General features: G+C 62.0%; 18 protein-coding genes. 6 read left to right on the plus strand and 12 right to left on the minus strand.

The genetic code is table 11. The annotated features are described in order from the left end of the window. Nucleotides 1–59 precede the first annotated feature (59 nt). The 6 genes from ACZYR5_RS17665 to mreB form a co-directional block, all read right to left on the minus strand. Nucleotides 60–3,860, minus strand: coding sequence for a YhdP family protein (locus tag ACZYR5_RS17665; protein ID WP_489090368.1), 3,801 nt, complete (start codon nucleotides 3,858–3,860; stop codon nucleotides 60–62). A 69-nt stretch (nucleotides 3,861–3,929) separates the two neighbouring features. Continuing rightward, nucleotides 3,930–5,387, minus strand: coding sequence for a ribonuclease G (gene rng / locus ACZYR5_RS17670; protein ID WP_489090369.1), 1,458 nt, complete (start codon nucleotides 5,385–5,387; stop codon nucleotides 3,930–3,932). A gap of 40 nt (nucleotides 5,388–5,427) precedes the next feature. Continuing rightward, nucleotides 5,428–6,039, minus strand: coding sequence for a Maf family protein (locus ACZYR5_RS17675; RefSeq protein ID WP_489090370.1), 612 nt, complete (start codon nucleotides 6,037–6,039; stop codon nucleotides 5,428–5,430). 46 nt (nucleotides 6,040–6,085) lie between these two features. After that, complete coding sequence (gene mreD, locus ACZYR5_RS17680) at nucleotides 6,086–6,568, minus strand: rod shape-determining protein MreD (RefSeq protein ID WP_027618507.1); 483 nt, start codon at nucleotides 6,566–6,568, stop codon at nucleotides 6,086–6,088. Then, complete coding sequence (gene mreC / locus ACZYR5_RS17685; protein WP_489090395.1) at nucleotides 6,568–7,671, minus strand: rod shape-determining protein MreC; 1,104 nt, start codon at nucleotides 7,669–7,671, stop codon at nucleotides 6,568–6,570. The genes mreD and mreC overlap by 1 nt, the downstream gene beginning before the upstream one ends. 142 nt (nucleotides 7,672–7,813) lie before the next feature. After that, nucleotides 7,814–8,851 carry a rod shape-determining protein MreB gene (mreB, locus tag ACZYR5_RS17690; protein WP_002555108.1) on the minus strand — a complete coding sequence of 346 codons (1,038 nt, stop codon included), beginning with the start codon at nucleotides 8,849–8,851 and terminating at the stop codon, nucleotides 7,814–7,816. Between the two features lie 210 nt (nucleotides 8,852–9,061). Between mreB and gatC the strand changes: the two genes are divergently transcribed. The 6 genes from gatC to ACZYR5_RS17720 all read left to right on the plus strand — a co-directional run bounded on the left by gatC (nucleotide 9,062) and on the right by ACZYR5_RS17720 (nucleotide 14,299). After that, nucleotides 9,062–9,349, plus strand: a complete 288-nt coding sequence (gatC, locus tag ACZYR5_RS17695) for an Asp-tRNA(Asn)/Glu-tRNA(Gln) amidotransferase subunit GatC (protein ID WP_027618505.1) — start codon at nucleotides 9,062–9,064, stop codon at nucleotides 9,347–9,349. A 16-nt stretch (nucleotides 9,350–9,365) separates the two neighbouring features. Further along, on the plus strand, nucleotides 9,366–10,817 hold the full coding sequence (gatA, locus tag ACZYR5_RS17700) for an Asp-tRNA(Asn)/Glu-tRNA(Gln) amidotransferase subunit GatA (RefSeq protein WP_027618504.1): 1,452 nt from the start codon (nucleotides 9,366–9,368) through the stop codon (nucleotides 10,815–10,817). 10 nt (nucleotides 10,818–10,827) lie between these two features. Continuing rightward, nucleotides 10,828–12,273, plus strand: a complete 1,446-nt coding sequence (gene gatB / locus ACZYR5_RS17705) for an Asp-tRNA(Asn)/Glu-tRNA(Gln) amidotransferase subunit GatB (protein ID WP_489090371.1) — start codon at nucleotides 10,828–10,830, stop codon at nucleotides 12,271–12,273. A gap of 146 nt (nucleotides 12,274–12,419) precedes the next feature. After that, on the plus strand, nucleotides 12,420–12,791 hold the full coding sequence (locus ACZYR5_RS17710; protein WP_027618502.1) for a septal ring lytic transglycosylase RlpA family protein: 372 nt from the start codon (nucleotides 12,420–12,422) through the stop codon (nucleotides 12,789–12,791). A gap of 57 nt (nucleotides 12,792–12,848) precedes the next feature. Next, nucleotides 12,849–13,907 (plus strand): calcium/sodium antiporter, encoded by a 1,059-nt coding sequence (locus ACZYR5_RS17715; RefSeq protein ID WP_489107623.1) that lies wholly within the window; start codon nucleotides 12,849–12,851, stop codon nucleotides 13,905–13,907. Continuing rightward, complete coding sequence (locus ACZYR5_RS17720) at nucleotides 13,904–14,299, plus strand: carboxymuconolactone decarboxylase family protein (protein WP_489090372.1); 396 nt, start codon at nucleotides 13,904–13,906, stop codon at nucleotides 14,297–14,299. The genes ACZYR5_RS17715 and ACZYR5_RS17720 overlap by 4 nt, the downstream gene beginning before the upstream one ends. Here ACZYR5_RS17720 and ACZYR5_RS17725 read toward each other — a convergent pair. The 6 genes from ACZYR5_RS17725 to ACZYR5_RS17750 form a co-directional block, all read right to left on the minus strand. Next, complete coding sequence (locus tag ACZYR5_RS17725) at nucleotides 14,296–15,237, minus strand: AEC family transporter (protein WP_489090373.1); 942 nt, start codon at nucleotides 15,235–15,237, stop codon at nucleotides 14,296–14,298. The genes ACZYR5_RS17720 and ACZYR5_RS17725 overlap by 4 nt on opposite strands. A gap of 178 nt (nucleotides 15,238–15,415) precedes the next feature. Then, a complete protein-coding gene (garD, locus tag ACZYR5_RS17730) occupies nucleotides 15,416–16,969 on the minus strand; it encodes a galactarate dehydratase (RefSeq protein WP_027618498.1) in 1,554 nt (517 codons plus the stop codon). An 11-nt stretch (nucleotides 16,970–16,980) separates the two neighbouring features. Next, nucleotides 16,981–18,342 carry an MFS transporter gene (locus ACZYR5_RS17735; protein WP_027618497.1) on the minus strand — a complete coding sequence of 454 codons (1,362 nt, stop codon included), beginning with the start codon at nucleotides 18,340–18,342 and terminating at the stop codon, nucleotides 16,981–16,983. Between the two features lie 155 nt (nucleotides 18,343–18,497). After that, nucleotides 18,498–19,943, minus strand: coding sequence for an aldehyde dehydrogenase family protein (locus ACZYR5_RS17740; protein WP_489090374.1), 1,446 nt, complete (start codon nucleotides 19,941–19,943; stop codon nucleotides 18,498–18,500). A gap of 58 nt (nucleotides 19,944–20,001) precedes the next feature. Continuing rightward, complete coding sequence (gene kdgD, locus ACZYR5_RS17745) at nucleotides 20,002–20,913, minus strand: 5-dehydro-4-deoxyglucarate dehydratase (protein WP_489090375.1); 912 nt, start codon at nucleotides 20,911–20,913, stop codon at nucleotides 20,002–20,004. A 305-nt stretch (nucleotides 20,914–21,218) separates the two neighbouring features. Beyond that, complete coding sequence (locus ACZYR5_RS17750) at nucleotides 21,219–21,968, minus strand: FadR/GntR family transcriptional regulator (protein WP_027618494.1); 750 nt, start codon at nucleotides 21,966–21,968, stop codon at nucleotides 21,219–21,221. Between the last annotated feature and the right edge of the window lie 113 nt (nucleotides 21,969–22,081).

Genomic DNA, 22,081 nt, shown 5'->3' on the forward strand with positions numbered 1-22,081 from the left:
CACTCCGTATCAGGTATGCAGCCATGCTACTCCATAGGCGGGGGTTGTGAGAAACCGCCTCAAAAGGGTTTCTCGAAGGTGATTTTCGGCTCTTTCACGGGCCCTTTTACGGTGTATTTGACACTGGCAAAACGTGCCACGCGATCGCCGATCAGTTTGTCGATCAGGAACAGGGCACCACCCACCGCGGGAGCACCGACGAGCAACGCCGCGATAGGCAGGTTGTTGGTCAGCGGCAGGGTCACCAGCAGCTTGGCATCAATGCGATCGGCGGCCATGTCCAGGGTGCCATTAAGCTCCAGGTTGCTCGAAGGGCCAGTGAGGACGATCGGCTCGCGGGTGACGAACACCCCGTTGCTAGCGACCAGCAGCCCCTTGACCCGGTCGTAGCTCAGGCCTTTGCCGAACAGGTCGGAGAAGTCCAGCCGCAGACGGCGACCGATCGAGTTGAAGTTGAGCAGGCCAAACACCCGCAGGGCCTGGGCGCCGCCCTCGACTTCGACCATCTGGCCCTTGTTCAGCGACGCATCGAGACTACCGGAGTAGCGCTTCAAGCCGACCCAGGCCGGTGAGCCAGGCCAGCGGCCGTCGATATCGACATGGAAATTTTCACTGGTGACCGTGGGCGCAAAACCCCAGCCCTGAAGCACATCCGCCAGGTTCTTGCCTTCCAGGCGACCCTTGATCCAACTGCTGCTCGCGCCCGGCACGCCTTCCCAACCGCCCGCGCCCTGCAACTGCATGCCCTTGAGCCCCAGGCTCATGGAATTGAACGCCAGGCCCTTGGCCGTCGGCCGCACTTTCAAGGTCCAGGCGCCGACCAGGTCCTTGCCCTGGAACAGCTGCGCGATGTTGATATCCAGCGCCGGGACCTTGCTCGGATCGACCGAGGCCAACGGATCAGGCGCATTTTCGTCGGCCTGCACCGCCGGGTCGGGTGCCGGCAGGCGGATGTACTGCAGGTTCACCGCAATCGGCGCACCCTTGGCATCCGGCAACCCGACGTTGCCCTTGGCCTGCTGGCTGTCGAGCTGTAAAGCCCAGGCGCCGGGCTTGCGGTCCAGTTGCACGCGCGCCTGATCCAGGGTGGTGCCAAAGCCGCTGAGCTTGTTGACCTTGAAGTCCGCGCCGCTGAGCAATTGCTTGGCGCTGCCCCCAGGATCCTGTCCGGCGTACTTGTCCACCAGGTTCTTCCACGGCTCGACATCCAGCTCCGACAACACGCCGCGCACCCGCAGGCCCTTGTTGTCCGGCAACACCGCGCTGCCATTGCCGAGGAACAGCTCGCCACGACCGTCGGCTAAATTGTTGCTCGGCGCGGCAAAGGTAAAGTCGGCCAGATCCCCATAGTCCAGCCAGTAACGGCGCTCGGTGCCCTGCAGGGTCATGCGGAACACCGTGTCGCGTCCCTGCTGGGCAGTCAGGCCGAACGGCGCCGGCAGGTCCACCGCCACCCCCTTGAGACTGGAGCTGACCATCAACTGGCTGTCGGCGCCGTCGAGGGTGACTTGCAACTGATAGGGGATATCGCCGGACACCGGCAGTGGCTGGGTGACTTTCAGCCATTCGGTGAGTTTCTTCACCGTGACCTGGCCCGAGGCGGTGACCCGAGTGTTGAGCTTGCCGGCGTTGCCGTCGGCGAAAATCTGTGCGGTCACCGGCCGATCAAAAGCCCGCGCGCTGATCCCCTGGCCACTCAGGCCCTTGGTGCTGTCGAAACGGAAATCGCCCTTGAGCTGGGTCAGCTCAAGCTCCGGCTCGCTGAGCTTCAAGCGCGCCTTGGCGGTTTTGAAGTCCACCAGGATTTTTGGTTCTTCGCCCTTTTCCAGGGGAATGTCGAGTTTCAGCTTGCCCTGCAATTCGCCTTCGCCCTGCCAGCCAGCAAAGGTCGGACCGGTGCCGATCGGCGCCTCCTGGAGAATCTTCACCCCGTCGCCCAGGCCGCCAGCGAAGGCGCCGTCGATGTACATGTGGGTGTTCTTCTCGGCCGGCACATGGGGAATGTTGACGAAGACATCGCGCACCTGAGTGTCGAGCAACTGCCCCTGACTGGCGACGATGCGCACGCCGCTGTCCTCGACAAACACGTCGCCATTGATCTTGCTCAGGTGCGGCCAGCCCGGCTGAAACGCCAGTTCGGCATCGTGCACCTTGAAGAACAGACTGATGCTGCGATCCGCTTCGCCCGCGTCGTGGCTCAGCGAGCCCTGGTACTGGAAGAAACCTTCATCGACCGCGCCTTTGAGAATGGCCGTGCGCAGCCACTCGTCCAACCCCGGGCTGAGGACCTTGGGCAGGTACTTGCTGGTGTAGCGGCCGTCGCCGTCCACCAGGCCGACCCGCAGGTCCATGTAGTCTTCCTGGCTGTGGTCGAAATGCAGGCGGATCAGGAAGTCACCGGCAATCTTGCCCTCCTCGCCCAGCACCTTGAGGTAGGGCGCGATCAGGGTGAAGCCTTGCTTGTCCAGCTTCCAGGTCAGCCGGGCGTTGGCCTGCAGGTACTGCCAGGGTTTGGCGAAGATCGGGTCCAGGTGCAGCATGAAATCCTTGCTGTCCATGCGCAGCTCGCCCTGACCCAGGTCGCCGCTGATGCTGCCGCTGACGTTACGCGCCGCCGGCGCGCCGTGGTAGGCGTCAAAACCAACTTGCTCCAGATTGGCGGCGAAGCTGAATTTGCTGTCATCGGTGGCATTGGGCCGAATGTCGATCAGCACGTTGCGCAGGGTACCGGTGACCTTGAGGCGTTCGATGGTGGTCGCCACCCCTTCAGGCAAAGGCCCCAGGGCGTTGATGATCGGAGTCAGCGGCGTGAGGTCGAGGCGATCGGCCTGCAGGTGCCAGCGCTCGCCTTCTTTCTCGGTGGTTGCAGTCTGTAGTTGCAGGCGGGTATCGAAACGGGTCTTGCCGAGGTTCATCGCCAGCGAATCAAGGGACAACTGGAAACCTTCGCCGCTGCGCTTGAAGTAGGCATTGAGCGCCAGGTTGTTGATCTGCACCGGCTTGCGCTCGGCATAGGCGCCCTTGAATTCCGGGGCGTTCAGGCGAATGGCGGCACTTTGCAGGGTACCCTTGGCCCAGCTCACCCAGAACTCGCCCCCGGCCTTGAGCTCAGAGAGTTTCCATTGTTGAGTGACCCTGGCCGGCACCCAGCGCGCCCAGTCACTTTGCGGCAGGCTCAGGTAGCTTTCGATTTCAGCGTCCTGCCACTGCCCGGCGCGCATCCGGCTGCGTAGGCTCAGCGCCAATGGCTGGCCATCGGGCAGGGTCAGGCGGGCGTCGAGACGCTGGCGGCTGGGGCCGGTCTTGAGGGTCAGGCCGACGTAGGTCAGGGTCAGCGGCGCGTGCTCCAGCGGTTGCAGGGTGACCTGGCTGTCGAGCACCGACAGGCGACTGACCATCTGCATCTGATCGAACAGCTGCTCGGGATCCAGCGGCTTGTCCTGCTGCACCGGCAAACCTTCCAGCGCCCATTGGCCGTCGGCATCTTCCTTGAGGCTGAGCTTGAGGCCATTGAGTTGCAGGTGGTCGATGCGCACCGCGCGCGCCAGCAGGCTGCCCCAGACATCCGGCACCACCCGCACCTGATCCAGGTGCAGGGCGTTGGCGCCCTCACCCAGCGTCACGTCATGAGCCAGCAACACCGGGGCCATGCCGCTCCAGCGGCCTTCCAGGCTGCCGATTTCCAGGGGCATGCCCAGCGCGTCCCGAGCCTTGGCCTGCACGTCGTCACGGTACTCGGCCACCAGCGGGATCAATTCACGACCCAGGTTGACGTAGAGCGCGACCAGCACCAGCAGCAACGCGCACAACCCCAGCCCCCAGCGGATCAGCGCGCCCAGAATGCGGATCAGACGTTCCATGTCAGTTGGCTCCCATGGAAAACACGTTCAGCGAGCACAGGCCAGCCATCTTGAATGGAACACAGCGATTCAGAGCAGCACCACGTCGTATTGTTCCTGGGAATACATTGTCTCCACCTGAAAACGAATGGTGCGTCCGATAAATCCTTCGAGTTCGGCAACGTTGCCCGACTCCTCGTCCAGCAGGCGATCCACCACTTTCTGGTTGGCCAGTACGCGATAGCCTTCCGCCTGATAGGCACGCGCTTCACGCAGGATCTCCCGGAAAATTTCGTAACACACGGTTTCCGGAGTCTTCAGCTTGCCCCGGCCCTGGCAACTGGTGCACGGCTCGCAGAGCACCTGCTCGAGACTTTCGCGGGTGCGCTTGCGAGTCATCTGCACCAGGCCCAACTCGGTGATGCCGATGATGTTGGTCTTGGCGTGATCACGCTCCAGCTGTTTTTCCAGCGTGCGCAGGACCTGGCGCTGATGCTCCTCATCTTCCATGTCGATGAAGTCGATGATGATGATCCCGCCCAGGTTGCGCAGGCGCAGTTGCCGGGCAATCGCCGTCGCTGCCTCAAGGTTAGTCTTGAAGATAGTCTCTTCAAGGTTGCGGTGCCCGACGAAAGCACCGGTATTGACGTCAATCGTGCTCATGGCCTCGGCCGGGTCGACCACCAGGTAGCCGCCAGACTTGAGCGGCACCTTGCGCTCCAGGGCTTTCTGGATTTCGTCCTCGACTCCGTACAGATCGAAAATCGGCCGCTCGCCGGGGTAGTGCTCCAGGCGATCGGCAATTTCCGGCATCAGTTCGGCGACGAACTGCGTGGTTTTCTGGAAGGTTTCCCGGGAGTCGATGCGGATCTTCTCGATCTTCGGACTGACCAGGTCGCGCAGCGTGCGCAAGGCCAGGCCCAGGTCTTCGTAGATCACACTGGGCGCGCCGATGGTCTTGATCTGCGCGCCGATCTGATCCCAGAGGCGACGCAGGTAGCGGATGTCCATGAGAATTTCATCGGCGCCCGCACCTTCGGCGGCGGTGCGCAGGATAAAACCGCCGGCTTCCTTGATCCCTTCCTTGGCCACGCAATCGGTGACCACTTGCTTGAGGCGCTCGCGCTCGGCTTCGTCCTCGATCTTCAGGGAGATACCGACGTGGGCGGTACGCGGCATGTACACCAGGTAGCGCGAAGGAATCGACAGCTGGGTGGTCAGGCGCGCGCCCTTGGAGCCAATCGGGTCCTTGGTGACCTGCACCACCAGGCTCTGGCCTTCATGCACCAGGGCACTGATGCTCTCCACCGCAGGCCCTTCGCGCAGGGAGATTTCCGAAGCGTGGATAAAGGCTGCACGATCCAGCCCGATGTCGACGAACGCTGCCTGCATGCCCGGCAGCACCCGCACCACCTTGCCTTTATAGATGTTGCCGACGATCCCGCGCTTCTGCGTGCGCTCGACGTGCACCTCTTGCAGGACACCGTTTTCGACCACCGCCACGCGTGACTCCATCGGCGTGATGTTGATCAGAATCTCTTCACTCATGGCAGGATCTCGTTCAGGCATGTTCACGATTATGGCCGCATCAAATCAGTACGGCGCTGGGCGCGCTTGGGGTTTGCCAACAGGGTATGCCGAAATGGCCGAGCAGTTCTGCGGTTTCGCATAAAGGCAGGCCGACGACTGCGGAATAACTGCCATTGAGCCCGCTGACGAACACCGCGCCAAGGCCCTGGATGCCATAGCCGCCGGCCTTGTCCCGGGGTTCACCGCTTTCCCAGTAGGCGCTGGCCTCGGCCGCACTGATGGGGCGAAAACGCACCAGACTACGCACCACCCGCGACTCGCAGCGCTCGCCATCAAGCAGGGCAATCGCGGTCAGCACTTCGTGCTCCTGGCCAGACAGACTCATCAGCATCGCCAGTGCGTCGGCTTCGTCGACAGGCTTGCCGAGGATTTTTCCGTCGAGCACCACGGCGGTGTCGGCACCCAGCACACAGGCCTGGGCATTGGCGTTCAGTCGCCCACGACCGGCCTCGGCCTTGCCGCGCGCGAGGCGTTCGACATAGGCCGCGGGGGATTCATCTGGAAGAGGGGTTTCATCGATATCGGCGTCGACGACGCTGAACGCCACGCCGATCTGGGTGAGCAGTTCACGGCGGCGTGGTGAACCTGAGGCGAGGAAAAGCGGATTCATCAAGACATCTCCCTGTCGAGGTGCGGGCCAATGCCTGACCGAATGATTAGTTGATTTTGTAGCGGCGGCTCAACCCACGCAATCCGAAGCTGACCCAGGGCCAGAGCAAGGCGCTGATCAGCGCAGGCAACAATACCGCCAGCGTCTGCCGGTTGCCGGTCAGGGCGCTGAGCCACAGTTGCAACAGTTGCGCGAGCCCCAGCACCACCAGAATCACCAGGCTTTGCTGCCACATCGGGAACATCCGCACCCGCTGCTGCAGCGACAGGATCAGGAAGGTGATCAAGGTCAGGATCAACGCGTTGTGTCCGAGCAGGGTGCCGAACAGTACGTCTTGTGCCAGACCCAGGCAAAACGCGCTGGCCATGCCGATCTTGTGCGGCATTTCCAGGGCCCAGTAGGCCAGGGGCAGCGCGAGGAACATCGGCCGCAGGATCTCGACATGGGGAAATGGCACGACGCTGAGCAGCATGCCAATGGCGAAGGTCATCCAGATCATCCAGCCATTACGCGAGCGGGTACTGACCATTATTCTCTCCCCTGGGGAGTGGCTGCGGGCGGCGTCGCGGGCGGCTTGGTCGCGGCCGGCTTGACCGGAGTCGCCACTGGCTTGGCCGGGGTGGCGTGGGCAGCAGGCTTGGCCGGCGTCACCGGTTTGACTGCGGCCGGAGCGGTTACCGGGGCAGTGGTCGTCGCAGGTGCTGCTGCGGCAGGTGCAGGCACGGCCGCCGGCACCACCACGGCGTTGCCGGCGTGCTGGTCCTGGGCATCCTGGGCCTGAGCAGCCTCATTGGCCCGCTCTTCCGGCGTGCGGCTGTCACTGAACACCAGCAACATGTAGCGACTGCGATTGAGCGCGGCCGTCGGCACTGCGCGGACGATGGCGAAAGGTTGGCCGGAGTCGTGAATGACTTCCTTGACCGTGGCCACCGGGTAACCCGCCGGGAAGCGCTGGCCAAGACCGGAACTCACCAACAGGTCGCCTTCCTTGATGTCCGCCGTGTCCGCGACATGGCGCAATTCCAGGCGTTCCGGATTGCCGGTGCCGCTGGCGATCGCCCGCAGGCCATTGCGGTTCACCTGCACCGGAATGCTGTGGGTGGTGTCGGTCAGCAGCAACACTCGCGAGGTGTACGGCATCAACTCGACCACCTGGCCCATCAGGCCGCGGGCATCGAGCACCGGCTGGCCAAGCACCACGCCGTCGCGCTCGCCCTTGTTGATGATGATTCGATGGGTAAACGGGTTGGGATCAACGCCGATCAGCTCAGCCACTTCGACCTTTTCGTTGACCAACGCCGAGGAGTTGAGCAACTCGCGCAGCCGTACGTTCTGCTCGGTCAGGGCCGCCAGCTTCTGCATGCGCCCCTGCAACAGCAGGTTTTCGGTCTTGAGTTTTTCATTCTCGGCGACCAGCTCGGTGCGGCTGCCAAACTGGCTGCTCACCCCTTGCCACAAGCGCTCGGGCAGGTCGGTGATCCAATAGGCGTCCATCAACACCAGCGACATCTGGCTGCGCGCAGGCTTGAGGGCGTCGAAGCGGGCATCCACCACCATCAATGCGACCGATAGCACGGCCAGCACCAGAAAGCGCACACCCAACGAGGGACCTTTGGTGAAGAGCGGTTTAATAAGCCGCTCCTCCCAGGCAAATGTTCTGTTTATTCATACGGCATCAAACCGGCCTGGATGCAGATTGACAGAAGATAAACGCCAACAGGCAGCACTGCAAAGTGCTGCCTGTGCGCGAACAGCATAGAAGCCTGCGGCGAAATTACTCGCTGGAGAGCAGGTCCATGGTGTGCTTGTCCATCATTTCCAGTGCACGGCCGCCGCCGCGAGCCACACAGGTCAGAGGATCTTCGGCAACGATCACCGGCAGGCCGGTTTCCTGGGCCAGCAGTTTGTCGAGGTCACGCAGCAAGGCGCCACCACCGGTCAGCACCAGGCCACGCTCGGCGATATCCGACGCCAGTTCCGGTGGCGATTGCTCCAGGGCGCTCTTGACTGCCTGAACGATGGTCGCCAGCGACTCTTGCAGCGCCTCCAGCACTTCGTTGGAGTTCAGGGTAAAGGCACGTGGCACGCCTTCGGCCAGGTTACGGCCGCGTACGTCAACTTCACGCACTTCACCGCCTGGGTAGGCCGTACCGATTTCCTGCTTGATGCGCTCGGCGGTGGACTCGCCGATCAGGCTGCCGTAGTTGCGACGCACGTAGGTGATGATCGCTTCGTCGAAACGGTCGCCGCCAACCCGTACGGATTCGGCATAAACCACACCGTTCAGGGAGATCAGTGCGATTTCGGTAGTACCGCCACCGATATCGACGACCATCGAACCACGGGCTTCTTCTACCGGCAGGCCGGCACCGATCGCCGCAGCCATTGGCTCTTCGATCAGGAACACTTCACGGGCACCGGCACCCAGGGCCGATTCACGAATGGCGCGACGCTCGACCTGGGTGGATTTGCACGGAACGCAGATCAACACACGAGGACTTGGCTGCAAAAAGCTGTTTTCGTGAACCTTGTTGATGAAGTACTGGAGCATTTTTTCGCAGACGCTGAAGTCGGCGATCACGCCGTCCTTCATCGGACGAATGGCAGCAATATTGCCCGGAGTACGACCGAGCATGCGCTTGGCTTCGGTACCGACGGCAACGACACTTTTCTGGTTACCGTGCGTCCGAATGGCCACAACCGAGGGTTCATTCAGGACGATACCGCGCTCACGCACGTAAATAAGGGTGTTGGCAGTGCCCAGGTCGATGGAAAGATCGCTGGAAAACATGCCACGCAGTTTCTTGAACATGGGAAAGGGACCCTAGGCAACGCGTGGGTAAAAAAGTGCGGCAAACTCTAACAACGACAGGGATTTTGGGCAAGGCGCCAATATGTTAAATTGGCCGCTTTTCCGTGCACCAACCCCCACAATCGCGGCCTTATGACCGTAGAAATGCGGTAGTGTTCCGACAATCTAACACACGGACGAGATCCGTTTTGTTTTCCACTGGAGAATCCCATGGCGCTTGAACGCTCCGACGTGGAAAAAATCGCTCACCTGGCCTGCCTCGGCCTCGATGAAGCCGATCTTCCACACATCACTTCGGCCCTGAACAGCATTCTCGGGCTGGTCGACGAAATGCAGGCGGTCGATACCGACGGTATCGAGCCCCTCGCCCACCCACTGGAAGCCAGCCAGCGCCTGCGTGCAGACGTTGTCACCGAGTCCAATCACCGCGAGGCTTATCAGTCCATCGCACCAGCGGTCGAAAACGGCCTGTATCTGGTTCCGAAAGTCATCGACTAAAGGGAAAGAGCCTGCAATGCATCAATTGACTCTGGCCGAGATCGCCCGCGGACTCGCCGACAAGAAGTTTTCCTCCGAAGAGCTGACCCGCGTCCTGCTGGCGCGTATTGCCCAGCTCGACCCGCAGCTCAACAGCTTCATCAGCCTCACCGAAGAGCTGGCGCTGCAGCAGGCGCAAGCCGCCGACGCCCGCCGCGCCAAAGGTGAGAGCGGTGCCCTGCTGGGCGCGCCAATCGCCCACAAGGACCTGTTCTGCACCCAGGGCATCCGCACCAGCTGCGGCTCGAAGATGCTCGACAACTTCAAGGCCCCGTACGACGCCACCGTGGTCGCCAAGCTGGCTGCGGCCGGCGCCGTGACCCTGGGCAAGACCAACATGGACGAATTCGCCATGGGCTCGGCCAACGAATCCAGCTACTACGGCCCGGCGAAGAACCCGTGGAACCTGGAGCACGTGCCAGGCGGTTCGTCCGGCGGTTCGGCCGTGGCCGTGGCCGCTCGTCTGTTGCCTGCCGCCACCGCCACCGATACCGGTGGCTCGATCCGACAGCCGGCAGCTTTTACCAACCTGACAGGCCTGAAACCGACGTACGGTCGTGTTTCGCGCTGGGGCATGATCGCCTACGCCTCCAGTCTCGATCAGGGTGGCCCTTTGGCGCGCACCGCTGAAGACTGCGCAATATTGTTGCAAGGTATGGCAGGCTTCGATCCGAACGACTCCACCAGCATCGACGAGCCGGTTCCGGACTACAGCGCCGGCCTCAACGGTTCGCTGCAGGGCCTGCGCATCGGCGTGCCGAAGGAGTACTTCAGCGCCGGTCTCGACCCACGCATCGCCGAGCTGATCCACAACAGCGTCAAGGAGCTGCAGAAGCTCGGTGCCGTGGTCAAGGAAATCAGCCTGCCGAACATGCAGCACGCGATCCCGGCGTACTACGTGATCGCTCCGGCAGAAGCCTCTTCCAACCTGTCGCGTTTCGACGGTGTGCGTTTCGGCTATCGCTGCGAAGACCCGAAAGACCTGACCGACCTGTACAAGCGCTCCCGTGGCGAAGGTTTCGGTGCCGAAGTACAACGGCGGATCATGGTCGGTGCCTACGCGCTGTCGGCCGGTTACTACGACGCCTACTACCTGAAGGCGCAAAAGATCCGTCGCCTGGTGAAGAACGACTTCATGGCTGCCTTCAACGAGGTCGACATCATCCTCGGCCCAACCACGCCGAACCCGGCCTGGAAACTCGGCGCCAAGAACAGTGACCCGGTCGCTGCGTACCTGGAAGACGTCTACACCATCACCGCCAACCTCGCGGGCCTGCCGGGCCTGTCGATGCCAGCCGGTTTTGTCGATGGCTTGCCGGTCGGCGTGCAACTGCTCGCCCCTTATTTCCAGGAAGGCCGCCTGCTCAACGTTGCGCACCAGTACCAGCTGAACACTGACTGGCACACCCGCACCCCGACAGGCTTCTGAGGAGAAACACATGCAATGGGAAGTCGTGATCGGGCTGGAGATTCATACCCAGCTCGCCACCCAATCGAAGATTTTCTCCGGTAGCGCCACCACCTTCGGCTCCGAGCCGAACACCCAGGCCAGCCTGGTAGACCTGGGCATGCCCGGCGTGCTGCCGGTGCTGAACCAGGAAGCGGTGCGCATGGCGGTGATGTTCGGCCTGGCGATCGACGCCGAGATCGGCCAGCACAACGTGTTCGCGCGCAAGAACTACTTCTACCCGGACCTGCCCAAGGGCTACCAGATCAGCCAGATGGAACTGCCGATCGTCGGCAAGGGCCACCTGGACATCCCGCTCGAGGACGGCACGGTCAAGCGCGTCGGCATTACTCGCGCGCACCTGGAAGAAGACGCCGGCAAGAGCCTGCACGAAGAATTCAACGGGGCCACCGGCATCGACCTGAACCGTGCCGGCACCCCGCTGCTGGAAATCGTTTCCGAGCCGGACATGCGCAGCGCCAAGGAAGCCGTGGCCTACGTCAAGTCGATCCACGCACTGGTGCGCTACCTGGGCATCTGCGACGGCAACATGGCCGAAGGTTCGCTGCGTTGCGACTGCAACGTGTCGGTACGGCCGAAGGGCCAGGTCGAGTTCGGTACGCGCTGCGAGATCAAGAACGTCAACTCGTTCCGCTTCATCGAGAAGGCGATCAACACCGAAGTGCGTCGCCAGATCGAACTGATCGAGGACGGCGGCAAGGTGATCCAACAGACCCGCCTGTACGACCCGAACAAAGACGAAACCCGCGCCATGCGCAGCAAAGAGGAAGCCAACGACTATCGTTACTTCCCCGATCCGGACCTGTTGCCGGTGGTGATCGAGAATGCGTTCCTCGACGACATCCGCGCGATCCTGCCGGAACTGCCACCGCAGAAACGCGAGCGCTTCCAGGAGCAGTTCGGCCTGTCGGTCTACGATGCCAGCGTCCTGGCGTCGAGCCGCGAACAAGCCGACTACTTCGAGAAGGTCGTGACCATTGCCGGCGACGCCAAGCTCGCGGCCAACTGGGTCATGGTCGAGCTGGGTAGCCTGTTGAACAAACAGGGCCTGGAAATCGACGAGGCACCGGTGTCCGCCGAGCAACTGGGCGGCATGCTCCTGCGGATCAAGGACAACACCATCTCCGGCAAGATTGCCAAGACCGTGTTCGAAGCCATGGCCAACGGCGAAGGCAGTGCTGACGAGATCATCGACAAGCGCGGCCTCAAGCAAGTCACCGACAGCGGCGCAATCTCGGCCGTTCTCGATGAAATGCTCGCGGCCAACGCCGAGCAGGTCGAGCAGTACCGCGCGGCAGACGAAGCCAAACGCGGCAAAATGTTCGGCTTCTTCGTCGGCCAGGCTATGAAAGCCTCCAAAGGCAAGGCCAACCCGCAACAGGTCAACGAACTGCTGAAAAGCAAGCTCGAAGGCTGATGGGCATGGAGCCAGTTGTCCCAATTGGCTCACATCCTTGTTGTAGGAGCGAGCCTGCTCGCGATGAACTGTCTGTTGACATCGATGTCACTGAGAGTTCATCGCGAGCAGGCTCGCTCCTACAATTGCTCTTGGAATCCACCTCCATGAAACGCCTCCTCGGTGCCTGCGCCCTGTTCTCGCTGCTCGCCGGCTGCGCCAGTTACGACGTCGACCCCCGCGGCTACGACGAAACCGGCACCGCCTCCTATTACGGCAGCAAACACCAAGGCAAACGTACCGCCAGTGGCGAACGTTTCGACAAGAATTCGCTGACCGCCGCCCACCGCCAACTGCCGTTCGGCACGCGGGTGAAGGTCACCAACCTGAACAATGACAAGAGTGTCGTGGTCCGCATCAACGACCGTGGCCCGCACACGCGGGGGCGCCTGATCGATCTGTCACAGGCTGCCGCCAGCCAGTTGGGCATGCTCCGCAGCGGCACCGCGCGGGTTCGCGTGCAAGCGCTGAACAACTGACCGGGAGCCTCGACCATTTCCGCATTAGCCAACCTGCCCCTGCCCAGCGTCCTGCAATTGCTCAGCGGCTTGCTGCTGTTGATCATCGGCGCGGAAATGCTGGTTCGCGCGGCAGTACGCGTGGCCGCCCACCTCAAGGTGCGCCCGCTGATCATTGGCCTGAGCATCGTCGCCCTGGGCAGTAGCGCACCGCAGATGGCCGTGAGCCTGCAAGCGACCTTCGCACAAAACAGCGACATCGCCGTCGGCAGCGTGATGGGCAGCAATATCTTCAACCTGCTGGTGACCCTCGGCCTGTCCGCGCTGATCATTCCGCTGCGGGTGTCCCGGCATTTGCTGCGCCTCGACATTCCACTGCTGATCGGCGCCAGCGCGCTGGTCTTCGGCCTGGCCTGGAATGAACAACTCAGCAGGTTCGACGGCGCCTTGCTGCTCGCCGTACTGGTGCTGTACCTCGGGTTGCTCTGGCGCCAGTCGCGGCAGACCGTCGATCCCCAGCAAGCGGCGAGCCCTCCCGAGCCGACCGGCAAACCCTGGAACAGCAGCGTGCTGTTGATGCTGTTTGGCCTGGCCCTGTTGATCGTTGCCGGTCGCCTGCTGGTCGCCGCTGCGGTGGACGTGGCGATCGAACTGGGGCTCTCGGAACGCATCATCGGCCTGACCATCGTCGCCGTCGGCACCTCACTGCCGGCACTCGCCACCTCGTTGATTGCTGCCCTGCGTGGCCAGCGTGACCTGGCGGTGGGCAACATCATTGGCAGCAACCTGTTCAACCTGCTCGGGGTGCTGGGCATCACCGCGCTGCTGGCGCCGACGCCCTTGTCGGTCTCGCCCAATGCCCTGGATTTCGATCTGCCGGTGATGCTCGGCGTCACCGTGCTGTGCCTGCCGATGTTCTACACCGGCTACCGCATCACCCGCGCCGAAGGCTTGCTGCTGCTGGCGCTGTACGCGGTCTACGGGCTGCACGTGGTGTCGTTCACCATGGGCATGCCGCTGGCCGGCCGGCTCGAGCGGCTGATGCTGCTGTATGTCCTGCCGGCACTGCTGGCATTTTTGCTGTTCACGTCATTGCGCGCCTGGCGCCGCCAACACAATAAAAGAGAATCGCCATGACCGATCAATCCAGCTCCAGCAAACCCACCGGCATCGAAGTCCGTCGCCAGGTCATGGGCGACGCGTTCGTCGACCGCTCCATGGGCAACGCCACCGAACTGACCCGGCCCTTCCAGGACTTCGTCAACGAACACGCCTGGGGTGCGGTGTGGAATCGCGGCGGACTGGAGCTCAAGACCCGCAGCCTGATCACCCTGGCCGCGCTGACTTCGCTCAAGTGCCCGCAGGAGCTCAAGGGCCATGTGCGCGGCGCGTTGAACAACGGTTGCACGGTCGACGAGATTCGCGAAACCCTGATGCATTGCGCGGTGTATGCCGGCGTGCCGGCAGCGATGGAAGCCTTCCGTGCGGCGCAGGAAGTGATCGACAGCTATACCGCTGGCGAACGCTAGATCCAGCCGCCCCACTGCAGCACGAAAATCCCGATGTTGGTGGAGACGGCCGCCATCAAGGTGGTGATCACGATGATCGCCGCCGCCAGTTCATGATTGCCATTGGCCGCCCTGGCCATGACAAAGCTGGCGGCGGCGGTCGGACTGCCGAAGTACAGGAACAGGATTCCCAGTTCCGCCCCGCGAAAGCCCCAGAACCACGCGCCCAAGGTCGCCAGGATCGGCAAGCCGATCATCTTCACCAGGCTCGCACTCAGGGCCATACCGCCACTCTTGCGCAACGCCGCCAGCGACAGCGTGCCGCCGATGCAGATCAGCGCCAGCGGCAGGGTCATTTGCGCCAGGTAGCTGCCAGACGTTTCCAGCCAGCCCGGTAAAGGGATCTGGAAATAGGCGAACGGTGCCGCCGCCAGCACGCTGATGATCAGCGGATTGCTCACCACGCTTTTGCAGATGCTCCACGGATCGGACTTGATCACCGGGCTGTACACCGCCAGGACGATGGTCGACAGGGTGTTGTAGAACAGGATCACCAACGCCGCGAGAATCGCCCCGAGGGAAATCCCGTAGGCGCCGTACATGCTCGCCGCCAGCGCCAGGCCAATCACTCCGTTATTTCCGCGAAACGCGCCCTGGGTGTAGATCCCCCGGTCTTCACGGGGACAACGGAAAATCGCCCAGCCCCAGGCGATGGCGAAACCGACCAGGGTGGCGAGGGAAAAATAGATCAGCAGGTCGGGCTTGAGTGCCGAATGCAGGTCAGCGTGGAGAATCCCGAGAAACAGCAGCGCCGGCATAGTGACGTTGAACACCAGCGAGGAAGCGACGTGGATGAAGTTGTCGTCGATCCAGTTGATGCGCTTGAGCAAGACCCCGAGGAACAACATGGCAAACACCGGGGCGGTGATGCTCAGGGTTTGCAGGAAAATTGCCAGCATGCCGGGGACCTTGGAGGTGGAGGTGTCGTTAGGTGGCTAATGATAAGCCACCGGGGACATTGGCGTCTGGTAGATCGCTTTTGTAGGAGCTGGCTTGCCAGCGAACCAGACAGCGCGATGCTCCTGATGCACCGCCTTCGCCGGCAAGCCGGCTCCTACAGTGGCAAGGCTCTCGATCTCAAGTAATCGGCGCCGGATTGAACAGGGTAATGTCGTTATGCAGCTTGTGCCGCTGCGCCCAGGTTTCCTTGCGCCCGCTGGCCACGTCCAGATAGAAGTGGAACAGCTCCCACCCCAGTTCCTCGATGGACGCCCGTCCGGTGGCGATCCGCCCGGCATCGATGTCGATCAGGTCCGGCCAGCGTTGCGCCAGTTCGCTGCGGGTCGAAACCTTGACCACCGGCGCCATCGCCAAGCCATAAGGCGTGCCGCGGCCAGTGGTGAACACATGCAGGTTCATCCCGGCAGCCAGTTGCAAGGTGCCGCAGACGAAATCGCTGGCCGGTGTCGCGCAGAAGATCAGGCCCTTGCGCTTGAAGCGCTCGCCCGGACCGAGCACGCCGTTGATCGCGCTGTTGCCGGATTTGACGATCGACCCCAGGGACTTCTCGACAATGTTCGACAACCCGCCCTTCTTGTTGCCCGGCGTGGTGTTGGCGCTGCGGTCGGCCTCGCCCTTGGCCAGGTAGCGGTCGTACCAGTCCATTTCCCGCACCAGTTCCTCGGCCACCGCTTCGGTTTCCGCCCGCGAGGTCAGCAAGTAGATGGCATCGCGCACTTCGGTGACCTCGGAAAACATCACCGTCGCCCCGGCCCGCAGCAGCAGGTCGGAGGCAAAGCCCAGGGCCGGGTTGGCGGTGATCCCGGAAAACGCATCGCTGCCGCCGCACTGCATGCCGAGGATCAGTTCCGAGGCCGGTACGGTTTCCCGCCGACGCTGGTCGAGTTTCTTCAGGCGCACTTCGGCCAGTTCCATGATCTGCTCGATCATTTCGCTGAAACCGTGACTGGCGTCCTGCAGGCGATACAACCACGGCTCGCTGAGATCCACCGAGCTGTCGTTGTCATGCATCACCTGCCCGGCCTGCAACTTCTCGCAACCGAGGCTGATCACCAGCGCTTCGCCGCCCAGGTTCGGATTGCGCGCCAGGTTGCGCACGGTACGGATCGGGATGTAGGCATCGGTGGCGGTGATCGCCACGCCACAGCCGTAGCTGTGGGTCAGGGCGATCACGTCATCGACATGGGGGTAACGCGGCAACAGTTCGTCCTTGATGCGCTTGACCGCGTGATCGAGAACCCCGGTGACGCACTGCACGGTGGTCGTGATCCCGAGAATGTTGCGAGTGCCGACCGTGCCGTCGGCGTTGCGGTAACCCTCGAAGGTAAAGCCTTCCAGTGGCGCCTGGGCCGCCGGCACTTCGGTGGACAGCGGCAAGCTGTCCAGCGGTGGCGCGGTGGGCATACGCAGTTGATCTTCCTTGACCCAGCTGCCACGGGGAATCGGCTGCAAGGCATAACCGATGACCTGGCCGTAACGAATCACCTGGCCGCCTTCGGGAATGTCCTGCAGGGTCACCTTGTGGCTCTGCGGTACGAAATCCACGGTCACCAGGCCGTCGGGGAACTCCGTCCCCGCCGGTACGCCCTGGTCGTTGACCACTACTACCACGTTGTCCCGCTCGTGCAGGCGGATGTAGCGCGGCGAGTCGGAATGTTCAATCAACTGCATGACGCCGCTCCTCAGGAATGCGCTTGAGACAATTTGCCAGCGGCTTCGGAACCGCCGTTGGTGGGCGGCTCTTTGAGCACAACACGTTTGATCGGACCGACGATTACCAGGTAGCTGAATACCGCAACCAGGGCGTTGGCGCCGACGAACACCAGGGCCCACTTGAACGAACCGGTGGAGCTGATGATGTAGCCGATGACGATAGGCGTGGTGATCGAGGCAATGTTACCGAAGGTGTTGAACAAACCACCGCTAAGGCCAGCGATCTGTTTCGGCGAGGTGTCGGAAACCACCGCCCAACCCAGTGCGCCAACACCTTTGCCGAAGAAGGCCAGGGCCATGAAGCCGACCACCATCCATTCCACTTCGACATAGTTGCAAGCCACGATGCTGCTCGACACCAGCAGGCCGGCGATGATCGGCGCCTTGCGGGCGAAGGTCAGGGAGTGGCCCTTGCGCAGCAGGTAGTCGGAGATTACCCCGCCCAGCACGCCGCCGATAAAACCGCAGATCGCCGGCAACGAGGCAATGAAGCCGGCCTTGAGGATGGTCATGCCACGTTCTTGCACCAGGTACACCGGGAACCAGGTCAGGAAGAAGTAGGTGATGCCGTTGATGCAGTACTGACCCAGATACACACCAAGCATCATGCGGTTGGTCAGCAACTGGCGGATGTAATCCCATTTTGGACCGTCGGATTTTTTACCCTTCTGATCCATGTCGACCATGCCGCCGTTGTCGGCGATGTGCTTGAACTCGGCGTCGTTGATCCGCGGGTGTTCACGCGGGCTGTAGATCACTTTCAGCCAGACCAGCGAGAAGATAATGCCGAGGATACCCATGACGATGAACACGTGTTCCCAGCCGAAGGAGTAGACGATCCAGCCCATCAGCGGTGCAAACAACACGGTGGCAAAGTATTGCGCCGAGTTGAAGATCGCCGAGGCGGTGCCGCGTTCGGCGGTGGGGAACCAGGCGGCGACGATGCGCGCGTTGCCGGGGAAGGATGGCGCTTCGGCCAGGCCAACGAGGAAGCGCAGCATGAACAGCGCGACTACCGCGGTGGACATGCCGAATTCACCGACAAAGCCTTGCAGCACGGTAAACAGGGACCAGGTGAAGATACTCAGGGCGTAGACTTTTTTCGAGCCGAAACGGTCCAGCAGCCAGCCTCCGGGAATTTGTCCGGCGACGTAGGCCCATCCAAAGGCAGAGAAAATGTAGCCGAGGGTGACCGCGTCGATGCCGAGGTCTTTTTGCAGGCTGGAACCTGCGATGGCGATGGTGGCACGGTCGGCGTAGTTGATCGTGGTCACCAGGAACAGCATGAGCAGGATCAAATAGCGGACGTGGGTCGGCTTGGTCGCTTGCATGTAAAAGTACTCCCACTGATTATTTTTATGCGCGGGTAAATCTTTGGTCGTTTTTTGTAGGAGCTGGCTTGCCAGCGATGCAGGCGACTCGGTGTGTCAGTCGCTGCGCGATAATGCTTTCGCTGGCAAGCCAGCTCCTACAGGTAGTGCATGTATCAGGAGCCGATGTAGGCGGTTTTTACGACCGTATAAAACTCTTGTGCATAGCGACCTTGCTCACGAGATCCATAGGATGAACCTTTTCGCCCACCGAACGGAACGTGGTAATCCACGCCGGCGGTCGGCAGGTTGACCATCACCATCCCGGCCTGGGAGTGACGTTTGAAGTGGTTGGCGTATTTCAACGAGGTGGTGGCGATGCCCGCCGACAGGCCGAACTCGGTGTCGTTGGCCATCTCCAGCGCCGCCTCGTAATCGGCAACCCGGACGATGTTGGCCACTGGGCCGAAAATCTCTTCACGGCTGATGCGCATCGCGGCTTCGCTGTCGGCAAACAGCGTTGGCGCGAGGAAGTAGCCTTCGGTGTCGCAGGTCACCAAACCACCGCCGCTGACCAGACGTGCACCTTCGGACTGGCCGATGTCGATGTACTTCAGGTCTTGCTCGAGCTGGGACTGGGACACCACCGGACCGATGTCGATACCGGATTTCAGCGCATGGCCGACCTTGATCGACTTCATCCGCTCGGCCATGGCCTCGACGAATTGGTCGTGAATCCCGGCGGTGACGATCAGCCGGCTCGACGCCGTGCAGCGTTGGCCGGTGGAATAAAACGCGCTCTGCACCGAGAGCTCGACCGCCTGCTTGAGGTCGGCGTCGTCGAGGATGATCTGCGGGTTCTTGCCGCCCATCTCCAACTGCACCTTGGCCTGGCGCGATACGCAGTTGACCGCGATCTGCCGGCCGACGCCCACCGAACCGGTGAAGCTGATGCCGTCGACTTTCGGGCTGTTGACCAGCGCCTCGCCGACTACCCGGCCGCTGCCCATCACCAGGTTGAACACGCCTGCCGGGAAGCCGGCGCGGGAGATGATTTCCGCCAGGGCCCAGGCACAACCCGGTACCAGGTCGGCCGGTTTCAGCACCACGCAGTTGCCGTAGGCCAGAGCCGGGGCGATCTTCCAGGCCGGGATGGCAATCGGGAAGTTCCACGGGGTGATCAGGCCGACCACGCCCAAGGCTTCGCGAGTGACTTCGACGTTGACCCCGGGACGTACCGAAGGCAGGTAGTCGCCCGACAGACGCAGGCACTCACCGGCGAAAAACTTGAAGATGTTGCCGGCACGCGACACTTCACCGATCGCTTCGGGCAGGGTCTTGCCCTCTTCCCGGGCCAGCAAGGTGCCGAGTTCTTCACGGCGGGCGAGGATTTCGCTGCCGATCTTGTCCAGCGCATCGCTGCGCGCCTGGATACCCGAGGTCGACCAGGCTGGGAATGCGGCGCGGGCGGCATCGATGGCCGCGTTGACCTGGGCCAGGTCAGCCTTGGCGTACTCGCCAATCACATCGGACAACTCCGATGGGTTGATGTTGGTCGAGTAGTCGGCACCGGCGACCCATTGGCCGCCGATGTAGTTGTCGAATCGCTTTACGTCTGCCACGGCAGTCTCCTTACGCAAAAGGCCGCTGATTGCTCAGCGGCCTTGTTTGATCAAGTGGTTACTGCGCACCTTGCTTGTCGATCAAGGCGGCCAGTGCTTCGTATTCTTCAGGCAGCAGATCGGTCAGCGGCGCACGCACCGGACCTGCGTCATAGCCGGAGATTTTTGCCCCGGCCTTGACGATGCTCACGGCATAGCCGGCCTTGCGGTTACGGATGTCCAGGTACGGCAGGAAGAAGTCATCGATGATCTTGCCAACGGTGGCGTGATCTTCGCGGGCAATGGCGTGGTAGAAGTCCATCGCGGTTTTCGGGATGAAGTTGAACACCGCCGAGGAGTAGACCGGTACGCCCAGGGCCTTGTAGGCCGCGGCGTAGACTTCTGCGGTCGGCAAGCCGCCGAGGTAGCTGAAGCGATCACCGAGGCGGCGACGGATCGACACCATCAACTCGATGTCACCCAGGCCGTCCTTGTAACCGATCAGGTTCGGGCAGCGTTCAGCCAGGCGTTCCAGCAACGGCGCGGTCAGGCGGCAGACGTTGCGGTTGTACACCACCACGCCGATTTTTACCGAATTGCACACCGCTTCAACGTGGGCGGCAACCCCGTCCTGGCTGGCTTCGGTCAGGTAGTGCGGCAACAGCAACAGGCCCTTGGCGCCCAGGCGCTCGGCTTCTTGTGCGTATTCGATGGCCTGGCGAGTCGAACCACCGACACCGGCGAGGATCGGCACGCTGCTGGCGCAAGTGTCGACGGCGGTCTTGATGATTTGCGAGTACTCGCTGGCAGCCAGGGAGAAAAACTCACCCGTGCCACCGGCGGCGAACAGTGCCGAAGCGCCGTACGGGGCCAGCCATTCCAGACGCTTGATGTAGCCGTCACGGTTGAAATCGCCTTGCGCATTGAAGTCGGTGACCGGGAAGGACAGCAGACCGGAAGAGAGGATGGACTTCAGTTCTTGTGGATTCATTATTCGAACACCCTGGGTTGCACGTTGTGATGAAAAGCCGCTCAGCCTTGGCTGAAGTTGTATGTCATCGTACAACTTAAAATGCAACCGTCAACTGCATTTCATCCGCCGTGGGGAGATTTGCCCTAACCACGTACTTGAATAGTCGATATCTGGTTGATTTTTAAAGAATAAATAAATCGCACAGGAAAGAGTATTTCATGCGCTGGGGGAGTTGATGGTCGAGATAGTCATGAGATGTCCGACACTCAGCAGTCGAGGGCTCGACTGCTGATCGGCCTGAAACCAGGGACGGGAAAGGGGATTCAGCCGTGTTGCGCCTGGGCTTCTTCGTGAGCGTGGCGCAGGCGTTCGCGGCTGTTGGTCAGGTGCAGGCGCATGGCGGCGCGGGCGGCGTCGGAGTCCTGGCGGGCGATGGCGTCGTAGATCTCATCGTGCTCGCGGGCCAGGCGGCTCATGTAATGCTGGTGGTCGTCATGGGCCAGGCGCGCCGAGTTGAGGCGGGTGCGCGGGATAATGCTGGTGCCCAGGTGGGTCATGATGTCGGTGAAATAGCGGTTGCCGGTGGCCAGGGCAATCTGCAGGTGGAACTGGAAGTCCGAGGCCACCGCATCGCTGGCATGGGCCGCGCTTTCGTTCAGCGCATCCAGGGCCGCGCGCATCAGCGCCAGCTGTTCGGGACTACGGCGTTGCGCGGCCAGGCCAGCGGATTCCACTTCCAGGCTGATGCGCAATTCCAATACCGCCAGCACATCACGCAGGGTGACGACGGTGGCCGGATCAATACGAAAACCGCTCGGGCTTGGGGTGTCGAGGACAAAGGTGCCGATGCCATGACGGGTCTCCACCTGCCCCGCCGCCTGCAAACGCGAGATTGCCTCACGCACCACCGTGCGACTGACGCCATGGGCTTCCATGATCGCCGACTCGGTGGGCAGTTTGTCGCCACGCTGCAGCAGTCCATCGCGGATCTGCTCGGTCAGCACCGTCACCAGCTCCTGCGCGAGGCTGCGGCGCTTGCGGGGCAGACGGGGGGTGTCGATCGGGTTTTCCATGGCAACATCGGTCTCAGGCGAGCAGTGATTGTCACATCATAGCGCAGCGCAGTTGTACGATCACTGTTGACCTGCAATGCCCGTGTTTTTTATACGTGCATTGCAGGTCAATC

Source organism: Pseudomonas sp. F007, from assembly GCF_057814275.1.